The sequence below is a fragment of the Pseudoalteromonas sp. S1610 genome (assembly GCF_005887465.1).
Taxonomy (GTDB): domain Bacteria; phylum Pseudomonadota; class Gammaproteobacteria; order Enterobacterales; family Alteromonadaceae; genus Pseudoalteromonas; species Pseudoalteromonas undina.
Genome location: NZ_PNDI01000007.1, coordinates 13,327 through 27,952 on the forward strand (window position 1 = coordinate 13,327; position 14,626 = coordinate 27,952).

General features: G+C 40.0%; 11 protein-coding genes. 7 read left to right on the plus strand and 4 right to left on the minus strand.

What is annotated here, in order from left to right; genetic code table 11:
• Positions 1–3,174 (plus strand): pilus assembly protein, encoded by a 3,174-nt coding sequence (locus CWB77_RS03770; protein ID WP_138621441.1) that lies wholly within the window; start codon positions 1–3, stop codon positions 3,172–3,174.
• 9 nt (positions 3,175–3,183) lie between these two features.
• Positions 3,184–3,603 carry a type IV pilin protein gene (locus tag CWB77_RS03775; RefSeq protein ID WP_138621443.1) on the plus strand — a complete coding sequence of 140 codons (420 nt, stop codon included), beginning with the start codon at positions 3,184–3,186 and terminating at the stop codon, positions 3,601–3,603.
• A gap of 200 nt (positions 3,604–3,803) precedes the next feature.
• Here CWB77_RS03775 and CWB77_RS03780 read toward each other — a convergent pair whose 3' ends face one another.
• Positions 3,804–4,340 (minus strand): GspH/FimT family pseudopilin, encoded by a 537-nt coding sequence (locus CWB77_RS03780; protein ID WP_010391288.1) that lies wholly within the window; start codon positions 4,338–4,340, stop codon positions 3,804–3,806.
• Positions 4,341–4,417: 77 nt separating this feature from the next.
• A complete protein-coding gene (locus tag CWB77_RS03785) occupies positions 4,418–4,969 on the minus strand; it encodes a GspH/FimT family pseudopilin (protein WP_010391289.1) in 552 nt (183 codons plus the stop codon).
• Between the two features lie 174 nt (positions 4,970–5,143).
• On the opposite strand from CWB77_RS03785, the gene CWB77_RS03790 reads away from it, so the two are divergent.
• Complete coding sequence (locus CWB77_RS03790; RefSeq protein ID WP_054202119.1) at positions 5,144–5,482, plus strand: P-II family nitrogen regulator; 339 nt, start codon at positions 5,144–5,146, stop codon at positions 5,480–5,482.
• Between the two features lie 59 nt (positions 5,483–5,541).
• Here CWB77_RS03790 and CWB77_RS03795 read toward each other — a convergent pair whose 3' ends face one another.
• On the minus strand, positions 5,542–6,306 hold the full coding sequence (locus tag CWB77_RS03795) for an outer membrane protein assembly factor BamD (RefSeq protein WP_010391290.1): 765 nt from the start codon (positions 6,304–6,306) through the stop codon (positions 5,542–5,544).
• A gap of 141 nt (positions 6,307–6,447) precedes the next feature.
• On the opposite strand from CWB77_RS03795, the gene rluD reads away from it, so the two are divergent.
• From rluD to clpB, 3 genes are all read left to right on the plus strand, one after another.
• The gene (gene rluD, locus CWB77_RS03800) at positions 6,448–7,425 is read left to right on the plus strand and encodes a 23S rRNA pseudouridine(1911/1915/1917) synthase RluD (RefSeq protein ID WP_010391291.1); all 978 of its coding nucleotides are present in this window, start codon (positions 6,448–6,450) and stop codon (positions 7,423–7,425) included.
• A 2-nt stretch (positions 7,426–7,427) separates the two neighbouring features.
• Entirely contained in the window at positions 7,428–8,159 is a 732-nt protein-coding gene (pgeF, locus tag CWB77_RS03805; protein ID WP_138621446.1) for a peptidoglycan editing factor PgeF, read from the plus strand.
• A gap of 96 nt (positions 8,160–8,255) precedes the next feature.
• Positions 8,256–10,832, plus strand: coding sequence for an ATP-dependent chaperone ClpB (gene clpB / locus CWB77_RS03810; protein WP_138621448.1), 2,577 nt, complete (start codon positions 8,256–8,258; stop codon positions 10,830–10,832).
• Between the two features lie 63 nt (positions 10,833–10,895).
• Here the strand turns inward: clpB and CWB77_RS03815 are convergent, their stop codons facing one another.
• On the minus strand, positions 10,896–12,443 hold the full coding sequence (locus CWB77_RS03815) for a methyl-accepting chemotaxis protein (protein WP_138621450.1): 1,548 nt from the start codon (positions 12,441–12,443) through the stop codon (positions 10,896–10,898).
• Between the two features lie 427 nt (positions 12,444–12,870).
• On the opposite strand from CWB77_RS03815, the gene gshA reads away from it, so the two are divergent.
• Complete coding sequence (gene gshA / locus CWB77_RS03820) at positions 12,871–14,448, plus strand: glutamate--cysteine ligase (RefSeq protein ID WP_138621452.1); 1,578 nt, start codon at positions 12,871–12,873, stop codon at positions 14,446–14,448.
• Positions 14,449–14,626 lie beyond the last annotated feature (178 nt).

Sequence of the window (14,626 nt, forward strand, 5' to 3'; positions counted from 1 at the left end):
ATGAAACTTACGTTAAAGAGAGTACTCATTTCTATATTTTGTGTATTAATTAGTTTATCAGCGAATGGTGAAGACATAGAGCTCTATGTTAACCACAATGTGGAAACTAATGAAAAGCCACGTGTTATTATGATTTTTGATACCTCGGGAAGTATGGCCTGGGATGTAAACGATGGCAATGCCTGCTATAAAAGAAGCGGTAATAGTTATTACGAGGTTGATTGCTTTGAAAGTAAAGATAGCTATAAACGAAATGAGCAATGTTACAAAAAAACTAGTTACTACAATTATGAAGCCACATGTAGTGATAGTCGTTTAAGAGTTGCACAAAATGCGATTACACAGTTAGTGAACGATAATGATGATATCGAATTTGGTTTAATGCGCTTTAATGGTAGTAATGGTGGGTATGTACTAGCCAGAGTTGGTGCTGCAAAATCAACGTTGCTAAATAAAGTTGATGAGCTACCTGCCAGCGGATCAACCCCATTAACTGAAACATTGTGGGAAGCGTATTTATATATAACAGGCCAAAACGTTTACTATGGAGGTAATACTAATAATCGAGATTTTACCGCAGAGTCATCAGGAGTTTATAAATCACCCTTTGCCCCTGTAGCGGGTGAGCCATTACGTTGTGATAATAGTATCAACATTATTTTAATGACGGACGGTGACCCTACAAACGACTCTAACAGAAATAATGATATATATAATCTCCATAATGACTATTTTTCTGAAAATGCACCTGCTGTTAGTAATAGTTATTTAGCAGCACTGGCGAAAATTATCCATGGTACAGATGATGTAAAAGTTGATTTGTATAGCAAAACCAATAATGTGCTTGATATTGGACGTGTATTTCCTATTGGTTTTGGTACGGGTATGAGCAACTCAGGAAAGAACCTACTTACTGAGACAGCAAACTACGGCGGTGGACAGTATTTACATGCAAATACTGCAGCACAATTATCAGACGCACTCAAAAATACGATTTCTCGTATTCGTGAAGTAAACGATAGTTTTTCATCGCCATCAGTGGCCAGTAATAACGTAGATCAAACTCGAAGCCGTGATGCTATTTATTTTGCAATGTTTTATCCAGAAACTGGTGCGCGCTGGCGTGGTAACCTCAAAAAGTTAAAAGTTTCAGGTAGTCAGATTGTTGACGCAACTAACAAGCCTGCTCTTAATAGCGAAGGTTTAATCTCAAAAGATGCAAAAACATTTTGGCTTCCTGCAGGCCAACCCGCTGACGGTAATGCTGTTGCACAAGGTGGTGTGAATCATTATTTAAGCACGATAGATCCGCTTGCTCGTAATTTATTTACGGAGAATCAAGGCTCTGTTGTTAGTTTTAATACTTCGGTTGTTAGTGACATTCTTAGCGGGGTTACCAATAACCCGTTGTCCCTATCTAGTCAAGATGTGAATTGGGCAAGAGGGGTCGACGTTGATGATGAGGATAAAGATGGTTCATCACAAGATCAACGCTCTGATATTTTTGGCGACCCATTACATTCAAAACCTATTGCCATCGACTATGGCAATGATGATATACGAATTCTTATAGGAACAAATGCTGGATTTTTACATATGTTTAAAGATGCCGGTGAGACTGTAAGTGAAAGCTGGGCGTTTATACCTTCAGCATTATTTGACATTATTAAACCACTCAGAAATAAACAAGCGGATAGTAAAGTATATGGTATGGACGGCCCTATCAGTGTTTACTTTAGTAATAAGAGTTTAAATAGCGAAGGTTTAAATGACGGTATTATAGATGCTAGTAAAGGAGATGCTGTTTGGGCTTTTGCTGGTATGCGTCGTGGTGGCAAGAATTACTACGGCTTAGATATTACAAACCCGAACCAGCCAAAGCGCCTTTGGAGCAAACCAATTGAAGGCGGCAAAGGCGACTTTACGGAATTAGCACAAACATGGTCAAAACCGCAAATAGCTTATATTAAAGCCTTTGGTAATAAACCTTTACTCGTATTTGGTGCAGGTTACGATATTAATAAAGACGCCGCAATTAGGTCTGAGGACACCAGCGGCCGGGGCATTTATATTGTTGAAGCAAAAACTGGCAGTTTAGTTTGGGCGTTAACCCCAGATAGCAATGGTTTTAAAGGTAAGCATAGCATTGCCGCTGATTTAACTACGCTTGATTCAGATTATGACGGCTATATTGACCGAATTTATGCTTCAGATACCGGTGGTAATATTTGGCGAATTGATATGCCAGGAGAAGATAGCAGCGAGTTCAGCCATTTCAAACTTGCAGAGCTTGGTAGCAATCAAAATACCCAAGATAGACGTTTCTTTTATAAGCCTTTAGTTGCGCGTACCTTGTTTAGTAAAGTAACAGAGACGACCATCAACGGTGATAAGGTTATTACCCGTTTAGATACTCCTTATGATGCTGTTGTTATCGGCAGTGGTAATCGTTCAAAACCAACGAATACAAATGAGCAAGATCAATTGTTTATGATCCGTGATGAAAATACGTTGACACGCTCATTTAAAATCAATGCGCCTGCTGCAATTAAACCATCCGACTTAATGATTATGAACGATGACCCGTTTGGTAATACTCTAGATGACATAGATGGTTTTAATCTTGTTGAAGCTGAGTTGGCAAAAAAGAAAGGGTGGCGCTATGAATTAGCCAAAGGTGAAAAGTCATTAGCTGCAGCTACTGTTGTTGGTGGGGTTGCTTATTTTACCTCTTTCACGCCAGCATCTGATGCCGTTGTAGAGAATCAATGTTCTTTAAGTGGGGGCGGTGGTGCGCTTTATGCGTTTCATTTGCATTATGGTACAAAAGTGTATGATCAGCTCAAATTTGCAACCAGTTATGACGTACCCGATACACCACAGCTTTATTTTGGTGCAACTAACTCTTGTACCGATTCGAACGGTGATGGAAAGTGTGATGATAATCCAGAAGAAGACGTTATCGAAGAAAGTCAGTTTTTTCTAATTGGTCCTGGAATAAAAGGTGAGCAAGCCGAAAACCCTCTTAAACCTGTAGAAATTACAGGACCTGGTTTAAAAGTGGTTGACGGTACAATCAAGCTGGTTAATGATAAAGAGCCCATTGGTTTTGGCTTTAAAACGCAGCAAACATATATTTATAAGCGTGAAGAAAACGACGAAATAAACAATTAAGGGCTGTATATGAACAAGACACAACAAGGATTCACATTAATTGAGTTAATGATCACAGTTGCGATTGTTGGCATCATTGCTGCAGTTGCACTGCCGAATTACAATGAGTATGTAAAAAGGGCATCACGCGCAGAAGCAGCATCTGCGCTGTTAGATGCGGCAAACAAGCAAGAGCAATACTTTGTAGATAACCGAGTTTATTCGACTTCGTTTAGCGACTTAGGTATTCAAAGTAAAACTGAAAACGGGCATTTTGAGTTGGCAATTAATGTGGTTGATAGCAATGAATTTACAATTACAGCTAAACCCATCGCTGGAGCGGTGAAAGGGGATGCTGATTGTACTGAGCTGTCTATTAATGACTTAGGCTTAAAAGGGGCTAAAGGCACCAAAGGTCAATCAGATATAAATTATTGTTGGGGTAGATAATGCAGGTAAACCTTACTCTGGATTATATACCCATCTCAAGTAGCTGCTTTTAGCGCTAATGGCGTTGAATTTACTTGCAATAGCCCAGCTATTGACGCGAAAATCCACCTTGTTTTCACTGTGAGTCTCTGGCTAGAGGAAATAAACCTAGCTATCACTATTATCCAATATATTAGTAAATCTCTTAACCAGAGTTCAGGTTAGTTATTTTTGCATCTATTTGTGGACTTTATCCGTATGCGACCTGTTTGACTTATAGAAAGAGCAAGCCCTTCAAGGCTTGCTTTTTCGCTATTAGGGCAATAGATAAAAGTACCGTTTTGAAAGCCATTTAAAGAGCCGTCAGGTCTAAAAGTTATTGCAGTGCGAGGGTACTCTAAGCTATCAGAGGGATGGGTATGTTCAAAGGTACTAATAAGACGTTCGTCATTATCCAAAGATGTTGACTTGTCATTATCAGTAAATAGTGACACACCCGTGTGCCACTCACCATCTAAACATTGTTTATCTTTTAAAGCGCAAAGAGTTACGTAGCTGCCATGCTCTATAGCATAAAGACGTGCTAAATTAATATTTCGGTGTAATAAATTCACCTGATTATCAGCGCGATTGAGCGCCAAGAAATCAGGAACAAACCATAAAGAGAGTTGGCTCAGTATTGCTATAACTGAAATGGTTATTAGCAATTCTACTAGCGTAACGCCATCGTTTTTGTGAACACTTATAATTAACTTCATCCCTGAAGCCTTACATTGAACAGTCCATTATATTAGTTTAGTAAATAATCAAAAAACGACAAAGTATGAAATGGCTTTTAGCTGCAGGTTTGAGTTGTGTCACCTATATAAAAAGCAGTCCCTGATTGAGACAGTGTTAACCCTTTATTATTTTCATTAGTACCATTAGGGCAAAAAATAAAATTTCCAGGTTTAGTGGTGATACGACCGCTGGTGTTAAACCGTATTCGTCTATCTCCAGCTGTGAATGTTACCTTATCATTAAGGTTAATTTTTTCCATAACGCGAATTAAGCTGTCAGATGAGGAATTATATTGACCATCATTATCTGCATCAATAAAGGTAATAATAACTTTATTACCATCCCACCTTGCTCGGCATTGCATACTATCATCATTATTTTTAACCTCCGAATGCTGAGCTGCACAAATAACCACGATTTCATCAGTACTAGCTGCTTGTGATCGCGCAAAACTAATATTACGCTTTAGCTCCAATAAAAAGTTTTCGCCTCGGTTTTCTTCCAGCATATCGCTACTATTCCATATTGCAATACTCGCTATTATCGCAACAATAGCAACGGTAACCATTAACTCTAATAGAGTAAATCCTGTATGCTTGGTTTTCATATAAATCTCATTAACTCGGTGATGTTGAAAGGTCAACAGACCCTAGTATAGTTATTTTTATTAAAATAATCATACCATGATTATTTTTCACCTGTGCTATTCAATCACTTTGTTTGCTATGAACCTCATGATTGTCTAAAATCGAGGCAACTGAGGCTTTCAAAAGTAACTAATATGAAAAAAATAGAAGCAATCATTAAACCGTTTAAGCTCGATGATGTGCGCGAAGCACTTTCTGATGTTGGTATTACGGGTATGACAGTAAGTGAAGTAAAAGGGTTTGGGCGTCAAAAAGGCCACACTGAGCTATACCGTGGTGCAGAGTATATGGTTGATTTTTTACCTAAGGTAAAGCTGGACATTGTGCTTGGTGATGAAGATGTAGAACGTGCTATTGATATGATTGTTAAAACCGCACAAACAGGTAAAATTGGTGATGGTAAAATATTTGTCACTGAGGTAGAGCGTGTTGTTCGTATTCGTACCGCAGAAGAAGATGAAGACGCAATATAATCGTTGTCTTGAGTATAAAAAAGGCGCTACTTTAATTTAAAAGTAGCGCCTTTTTTGTGTTATTTATTTCTACTGTTAAATTTGCGTGTTTGCGCTGCATTATCACTTAATTCAGTTAACCCAAGCTTATCGTAGCTTTTTTCCATCATGGCTAATGCTGCATCAAGGTAGCTACTTTGTGAGTAGTGCTCTACCACATACTTGCCGCGATTCGCAGCTGCTAAATAGGCTTCACGTTCATAATAGTAAGTTGCAACCTTCAGCTCATAACGAGCCATACGGTTTAATAACCAAACTAAACGACGTTTTGCCTCCGGCGCATAGTCACTTTCTGGAAAACGTTTAACTAAGGTTGATAGGTCGGTATAAGCAACACGGGTGCGTTTAGCATCTCTGTCTGCTCTATCTACACCAAAGTATTCTTGGAAAGCATTTTTATCAGCTTTAATATTAACCAAGCCACGCATGTAATACATGTAATCTAAATCTTTGTGGTTTGGGTTTAAGCGAATGAAGCGGTCAATTGTCGCCAGTGCTTGCTCTGTATTACCTGATTGGTAATGTGCATACACTAAATCCATTTGTACTTGCTTTGAAAACGGGCCAAACGGGTAGCGAGAATCAATTGCCGTTAACAACTCAATTGCACGTGCGTATAAACCAGAATCAAGCGTTTGTTTTGCATCTTCGTATAGTGCTTGTGCTGATCTGTTTGGTACTCGTTGAATATCTTCTTGGTCAGGCGCAGACGAACAAGCTCCTAAACTAAGCACTGAAACTGAAAAAACAATGGCGAATGCACGTTTCCCTATTTTATTTATCATTTTATTTGTTACCTTCGATGTCTTCGGCTAGGCCAAGTGGGTAAAACCGAGTAAACTATGCGTATTATGTTATGCTTTTATTAAAAGCGATTCTAACCCAGTCAAGCAAAGCTTGCACTGGTAAATTGGGTAAAGTTACTAATGTCAGAGCAAATATCTCTCCAAGCCGAGGTCCCAACAGACTTAGGTGGTAAACGTCTAGACCAAGTATTAGCACAATTGTTCCCTGATTATTCACGATCACGGATAAAAACTTGGATTTTAGATGATAAAATCACCGTTGATGGCGAAATTTTCAACACCCCGCGTGAAAAATTACTCGGTGGTGAAGTTGTGGCTGTTGAAACAACAATAGAAGCACCTCGTGAATACGAAGCACAAGATATCAAATTAAACATCGTTTATGAAGACGATGATATTTTAGTGATCAATAAACCAATGGGATTAGTGGTTCATCCTGGTGCAGGCAATCCTGACGGTACGGTGTTAAATGCACTACTTCATCATTTTCCAGACATTATCAACGTGCCACGCGCGGGTATAGTGCATCGTCTAGATAAAGACACCACAGGTTTAATGGTTGTCGCGAAAACGATTCAGGCACAAACTCATCTGGTGAAAGCCTTACAAAAGCGCGAAAACTTCACACGTGAATACGAAGCGTTATGTAATGGTACTATGACTGCCGGTGGTATGGTTGAAAAAGCGATTGGTCGTCATCCAACTCAGCGTACGCACATGGCTGTTCATGAAATGGGTAAACCAGCGATTACGCATTATCGTGTGGCAGAAAAGTTCCGTGCTCATACTCGTTTGCGTTTACGCCTTGAGACCGGACGTACACACCAAATTCGCGTGCATATGGCGTACTTAAACCACCCATTAATTGGCGATCAATCTTATGGCGGCCGTCCTCGTCCACCAAAAGGAGCAACGCCTGAGCTGTTTGAGTTACTGCGTAGCTTTAAGCGTCAAGCGCTGCATGCTGTTAAATTAAGCATTGCTCATCCAATTACCGGTGAAATGATGACCTGGCAAGCACCTATCCCTGATGATATGGTCCAGATGACACAAGCACTGCGTGAAGATACAAAAGCAAATCCAGACATAGCTAGTTAATTATGTCTGGCTTATCAGCTACATGGCAATCTATTCAGGGTGTAGGCACATTGAGTACTACACGGGATGGAGGCGTATCAAAGCCTCCATTTGATAGCTTGAATTTAGGATTGCATGTAGGTGATAACAACCAAGATGTATTAACCAATCGAGCGCATGTAAATAGCTACATACCTAATCCTGCTGTTTGGTTAAATCAGGTTCATAGCGCTGATGTAATTAGAGTGGATGAAGGGTTTGATTTTAGCCAAACTCTGACGGGGGATGCGCTTTACACGCAATTATATAATCAACCTTTAGCTATAATGACCGCTGACTGTTTACCTATTTTACTTACCTCAAGCGATGGCCAGGAAGTGGCTGCAATTCACGCCGGTTGGCGAGGGTTAGCGCAAGGGATCATTAATAATACAGTTAGCTATTTTAAACATGCACCAACGAACTTACATGCTTGGTTAGGTCCTGCAATAGGGGCTGACCAATTTGAAGTCGGCCAAGAGGTCGTTGCAACATTTACAGCCAACAATCCAGCTTTGCATGATGCGTTTAAACCTCAAAATAACGATAAATATTTAGCTGATATTTATTACATAGCGCGTATTTTGCTAAACCAACGGGGTGTTGTGAATATTAGTGGTGGTGAATACTGCACGTTCTCTCAAAAAAATCAGTTTTTTTCTTATCGACGTGACGGCCAAACCGGTCGTATGGCAAGTTTGATCTGGCGCAAGTAAATTACTATTAAGTGATTATTTTTCCCTCAATACCTTGAACAAATCCGCTAACATACCCATTTATAAAGTAATTCGTTTTTTTATAGGTAAACCCCCATGCGTTTAGATAGATTTACAAGTAAATTTCAGTCTGCGCTTTCAGATGCGCAATCATTAGCGCTAGGTCGCGATCATCAATTTATTGAACCCGTTCACCTTATGTATGCTTTATTAAAGCAAAGTGGTTCAAGTGTGCGTGCCTTGTTTGCACAAATGGGCATTAGTATTGACGAGCTCAATACCAAACTATCTCAAGAGATAGAAAAGTTATTTAAAGTGGAAGGTGTTGGTGGCGATGTGCAATTGTCAAACAACATGGTTTCACTTATTAATCTGTGTGACAAGTATGCCCAAAAACGCAAAGATAAATATATCTCAAGCGAACTGTTTGTTTTAGTTGCATGTGAAGATAAAGGGCCGCTTGGCAGTGTATTTAAAGCACTTAATATCACTGCTAACAAAGTTGAAACTGCCATAGAAGCAATTCGCGGTGGTCAAAAAGTTGATGATCCTAATGCTGAAGAAACTCGTCAAGCACTTGAAAAGTACACTATTGATTTAACTGAGCGGGCGGAGCAAGGTAAGCTTGACCCTGTAATCGGCCGTGATGATGAAATTCGTCGCACCATCCAAGTATTACAACGCCGCACCAAAAACAATCCTGTGTTAATTGGTGAGCCTGGGGTGGGTAAAACCGCGATTGCCGAAGGGCTTGCGCAACGTATTATTAATGGGGAAGTGCCAGAGGGCTTAAAAAACAAGCGCGTACTCTCGCTTGATTTAGGCGCGTTGGTTGCTGGGGCCAAATACCGAGGTGAATTTGAAGAGCGTTTAAAATCAGTTTTAAATGAATTGGCCAAAGAAGAAGGCCAAGTGATTTTGTTTATTGATGAAATTCATACCATTGTTGGCGCTGGTAAAAGTGATGGCGCTATGGATGCGGGTAACATGTTAAAACCTGCATTAGCACGTGGTGAACTTCATTGCGTAGGTGCAACGACCTTAGATGAATATCGTAAATACATTGAAAAAGATGCTGCACTTGAGCGCCGTTTCCAAAAAGTATTAATTGAAGAGCCATCGGTTGAAGATACTATCGCTATATTACGTGGTCTAAAAGAGCGTTACGAATTACATCACTCAGTGGAAATCACCGATCCGGCAATTGTTGCTGCAGCGCAGTTATCACATCGCTATATTAGTGATCGCCAATTACCTGATAAAGCAATTGATTTAATTGACGAAGCAGGCTCTTCTATTCGACTGCAAATTGATTCAAAACCTGAAGCCTTAGATAAGTTAGAGCGTCGTATCATTCAGTTAAAAATTGAAGATAACGCCTTGGCTAAAGAAAAAGACGAGGCGAGTCAAAAGCGCCGTGCAGAAATGGTTGAGCTGATCACTGAGCTTGAGGTGCAATACCGTGAACTCGATGAAGTATGGAATGCCGAAAAAGCGTCTTTGCAAGGTACGCAAGTCATTAAAGCTGAGCTTGAACAGGCACGACTTGATTTAGAAGTGGCACGCAGAGCAAGCGATTTACAGCGCATGTCAGAACTGCAATATGGCCGTATACCCGAGCTTGAGCGTAAGCTTGATTTAGCATCACAAGCCGAAATGCAAGAAATGAGCTTACTTAAAAACCAAGTGGGCGAAGATGAAATAGCTGAGATTTTATCACGTTGGACTGGTATTCCGGTGGCACGTATGCTGCAAGGTGAGCGTGAAAAGCTATTGCAAATGGAAACGCAATTACATAATAAAGTGATAGGGCAAGATGAAGCGGTAGTTGCGGTGGCTAATGCCATTCGTCGTTCTCGCGCAGGGCTTGCTGATCCGAATCGTCCGATAGGCTCGTTCTTATTTTTAGGACCAACAGGGGTGGGTAAAACAGAGCTAACGAAAGCATTGGCTGGCTATATGTTTGACACCGAAAGTGCCATGGTACGCATTGATATGTCTGAGTTTATGGAAAAACACTCAGTGGCGCGTTTAGTTGGTGCACCTCCTGGTTATGTAGGTTACGAAGAAGGGGGCTATTTAACGGAAGCCGTTCGTCGTAAGCCGTATTCGGTTATCTTGCTTGATGAAATAGAAAAAGCGCATCCAGATGTGTTTAATATTTTATTACAAGTTCTTGATGATGGTCGTTTAACTGATGGTCAAGGACGTACTGTTGATTTTAAAAATACGGTTATCATTATGACCTCTAACTTAGGTTCAGACATTATCCAAGAGCAATCGGGAAGTAATGACTATGACGAGCTTAAAGCAAAGGTAATGGGTGTACTGCATAATGAGTTCAGGCCTGAATTTATTAACCGTATTGATGAAACAGTAGTGTTCCACTCACTTGCACATAGTCATATTAAAGAAATCGCAGATATACAGTTAAGTAAATTGCGTGAACGATTAACTGAGATGGGCTATTTACTTGAATTGACGGATGCTGCGCTTGAGCGGATTGCTGCCAGTGGTTTTGATCCGGTTTATGGCGCTCGCCCACTTAAGCGTGCAATACAACAGACCATTGAAAACCCGTTAGCACAAAAGCTGCTTAATAATGATTTTCAACCAGGCTGCATCATTGTTATTGATGCAAGTGGTGAGGGCTTAGAGTTTACTAGCCGATAATCTGAGCACAGCAAAAAGCCGCTGAAAATAGCGGCTTTTTTGTTTTTGATTCAAAGGAGTGGATTAAACTTTAAAGGTAAGCAGTAAATCATTTACTTTTCGTGACCCTTCGACCAATTCAGCAGCGCCATGTGCTACGCTATAACTAAGCTGTAAATTGTCATCCCCCAAGCCTTTAATTTTTTCAACATTGCAGCCAATATCTCGACTTACCACTTGTTGTTGCTCTGCGGCGGCTGAGATGTCGGTAGCAAGTTGTGAAATTTCACTAATTTGAATGAAAATACTATCTAGCTCTTGTTGTGTTTGCCCTGTGGTGTTAACACAGTCATCGGCTTGTTGTTTTGTGCTCTGCATGATTTTAGACCAGCTAAACAAAGTATCTTGAATCTCTTTAATTGAGCTGTGAATTTGAGCTGTGGCGTTTTGAGTACGTGAAGACAGTGCGCGTACTTCATCAGCCACCACCGCAAAACCTCGACCATGCTCACCAGCACGGGCAGCTTCAATCGCAGCGTTAAGTGCTAACAAATTGGTTTGCTCTGCAATGCCTTCTATTTCACTCATTACCTGACCAATTTTATCGGCCTCAGAGGCAAGTCCTGTGGCTGTGGTTGCCGCTTGCTCAACTTGCATGGCTAAGTCAGATACCATTTTGCTGTTATCGGCAATATGACTTTTTATATCAGAGCAGCTTTGATAAGTGATCCCCACTTTATCTGCGGTATTATTGGTATTATTAGAAATTTCACCAATGGTGGTGCTCATTTGTGACATTGCAGTAGCTATTTGCTCAAGCTGAGTTCCCTGAGAGGAAATTCCTTGTTCGGTCAGCGTAGATTGTTGATCTAAGCCTTGGGCAATGGTATTAAAACTCAAGGTTGAGTCTTTAACACGACCGAGTACCGTTTTTAACTTGGCGCAAAGCATTTGCTCTCGGTAATCACTAATACTGTGAGGGTGTGAACCACTAAATACATAACGAGACACCGAATCTGCCTGGCTTTTTTGCTCCTTTAGAGTTGCAGGTGTTGCTATTAGCTCATCATAATTTAAAGCTAAAATGATAATACACACCACCAAGTTAACCGCTGCAATCGTAATTGATCCCCATATAGCGACACTAGCTAACCAAATTAAAACACCGGCTATGCTCAAGCTCTGTCTGAGTGAGGTGTGCTCACGCCAGCTAAATAGTGACTTATTAGCGTTAATTTTGGCATACAGCTTCTGCGCTCTGCGTTTTGCATGTTGCGAGAGTTTTACACGCACAGACTGATAACCAATCAATTGGCCATGTTCAAAAATAGGTGTTACAAATGCATCAACCCAATAGTAACGGCCATCTTTACATAAGTTTTTTACAGCACCACGCCAAGAATGCCCTTGCTTTAAGGTGTCCCACATCTCTTTAAATGCCGCTTTAGGCATATCAGGATGGCGAACGATATTGTGGTTTTTATTAATGAGTTCATCCATTTCATAGCCAGCAATACTGCAAAATTCATGATTGGCATAGGTAATAACACCTCGAAGATCGGTCGTTGAAACTAACTCTTGATGTTCTTCAAAAGTGACCTCTTCATCTATTAAGCTTTGATTACGACGCATAGTAATCCTTTATCATTCTTTATTGGGGTGTCTATTGTAATTACTAAAACTAATGTACGTTAGTGATAAGTTTTAAATAGCAGTAGTAAGGCATTTTTTTTAATGTTTTTATGATCTTTATCAATTTTAAGAGTAATTGATTTTTTTAGTTATGCCAAACTTTTAGCAAGTGATTCACCCTTTCGTACGGGGAGAAATAATGCCTTGAGGTTGCGATGTATTGTGGCAAATAATATGCAAAAGAAATTGTATATTGCTGGTGGCAATGGCAAGATTATCTTTTATGGCGTGAAACAAAGCGTGTTTAAAATTCATTAAAAGCTATATCTAATAAATTCATATAGTTTTTTCTTCATTTAATCTTGAGTAAAGGTAATTAGACCCCATAACCTTATGATTAAGCCACTTGGCTCGAGGAAACTTTTTTTTGGCAACTTATAATTTAAAGAACACGCTCAACGCGCTATCTAATGCAGATAATCAGCATGCTATTAAAGGTATTATGCGCGGTATTGAGAGAGAATCATTAAGAATTAAACCCGATGGTTCTATTTCTAAACAAGCTCACCCAAAAGGGGTTGGCTGCGCGCTTACCAACGGACATATCACGACTGACTTTTCTGAGTCTTTACTTGAGTTTATTACGCCTGTTAGCGAGTCATCAACGCAAACGTTACAACAGCTGAAAGATTTACAAAAGTTCACCCTAGAACATATGGACGATGAACTACTGTGGCCAATTAGTATGCCGTGTTTTATAAATCATCAGGACGATATTGTATTAGCACAATTTGGCGATTCTAACGTTGGTAAAATGAAAACCTTATACCGCGAAGGTTTAAAGAACCGCTATGGTAGTATGATGCAAGCGATTGCTGGAGTGCACTTTAATATTTCTTTTCCAGAAACGTTATGGCAGTCACTACATTCACAAAGGCAAAGCAGCGCGAAGCTTGAAGACTTTATATCAGATGGGTACTTAGCATTAATTCGTAATTTTAAGCGCGAGTTGTGGTTAATTAGCTATATGTTTGGTGCGTCACCGGCATTGTGTAGTTCATTTTTGCAGGGGCGTAAAAGCGATTTACCGTTTAAAAAGCTGGGTAAAGGTACTTTATATTTAGAAGTGGGCACGGCGCTTCGATTAGGTAACTTAGGTTATACCAACAGTGCACAGTCATCATTACGCGTTATGTATAACTCATTAGATGAGTATGTAGCAGGGCTTAAAAAAGCCATAAATACGCCTTCAGATATTTATGGCAGTATTGACGACTATACCAGTGCAGAGCCAAAGCAATTAAATAAAAATATTCTACAAATAGAGAATGAGTTTTACTCGCCAATTCGCCCTAAGCGTAATGCTAAAAATGGTGAAACACCCACTGATGCATTACTAAGAGCGGGTATAGAATATATTGAAATTCGTGCATTGGATGTTAACCCATTTAGTGAAGTTGGCATTGATTTAGAGCAAATACACTTTTTAGATGTATTTTTAACCTATTGCTTATTAAAAGACTCAGCCCCTATGGACTGGGAAGAGCAAGCGCGAAGCACTGAAAATCTTGATACAGTAGTAAACCAAGGCCGAGAAAAAGGCCTAATGCTTAATTTTAATAATGAGCAGCGCAGTCTTGAATCATGGGGTGATGAAATATTTAATCAGCTCGTTGATGTTGCTAAGTGGATGGATAGCGCGTACGGGGTTGATTATTACTCAAACACTATTAAGCGCATGGCAACGTGGGTGCATAATCCTACATTAACCTATTCAGGGCGTTATGTTGAGCAATTAAAAGCATCAGGGCTAGATAATGGTCATTATGCACTCTCACTTGCTCAAAAGTATAAACAAAGCCATGATATAGCCAGTTATACTGAATTCTCAAAGTCGTGGTTAGAGCAACAAGCGACAGAGTCTTACCAAGCTCAAAAAGCAATTGAGCAAGCCGATAATCAATCATTTACTGCATTTTTAGATACATATTTCAGGGTCAGTTGACCTTTGCGGATTACAATTTGTTCAAACTAGGAGCGGTTTAATCGCGGCGCGAGGTTTGTAACCTAGTGGGCTAAGTCAAAACCGAGCAACAAAGACTAAAACGCCCCTAGGCAGAACCCTTCGGGCAGCGCCTGTTTGGCTTTGATGATGACTTATAGACTATTAATGGGGAATAACC

Coding starts and splice junctions, on each gene's coding strand:
- CWB77_RS03770 (WP_138621441.1), top strand. CDS start 1: ATGAAACTTACGTTAAAGAGAGTACTCATTTCTATATTTTGTGTATTA.
- CWB77_RS03775 (WP_138621443.1), top strand. CDS start 3,184: ATGAACAAGACACAACAAGGATTCACATTAATTGAGTTAATGATCACA.
- CWB77_RS03780 (WP_010391288.1), bottom strand. CDS start 4,340: ATGAAGTTAATTATAAGTGTTCACAAAAACGATGGCGTTACGCTAGTA.
- CWB77_RS03785 (WP_010391289.1), bottom strand. CDS start 4,969: ATGAAAACCAAGCATACAGGATTTACTCTATTAGAGTTAATGGTTACC.
- CWB77_RS03790 (WP_054202119.1), top strand. CDS start 5,144: ATGAAAAAAATAGAAGCAATCATTAAACCGTTTAAGCTCGATGATGTG.
- CWB77_RS03795 (WP_010391290.1), bottom strand. CDS start 6,306: ATGATAAATAAAATAGGGAAACGTGCATTCGCCATTGTTTTTTCAGTT.
- rluD (WP_010391291.1), top strand. CDS start 6,448: ATGTCAGAGCAAATATCTCTCCAAGCCGAGGTCCCAACAGACTTAGGT.
- pgeF (WP_138621446.1), top strand. CDS start 7,428: ATGTCTGGCTTATCAGCTACATGGCAATCTATTCAGGGTGTAGGCACA.
- clpB (WP_138621448.1), top strand. CDS start 8,256: ATGCGTTTAGATAGATTTACAAGTAAATTTCAGTCTGCGCTTTCAGAT.
- CWB77_RS03815 (WP_138621450.1), bottom strand. CDS start 12,443: ATGCGTCGTAATCAAAGCTTAATAGATGAAGAGGTCACTTTTGAAGAA.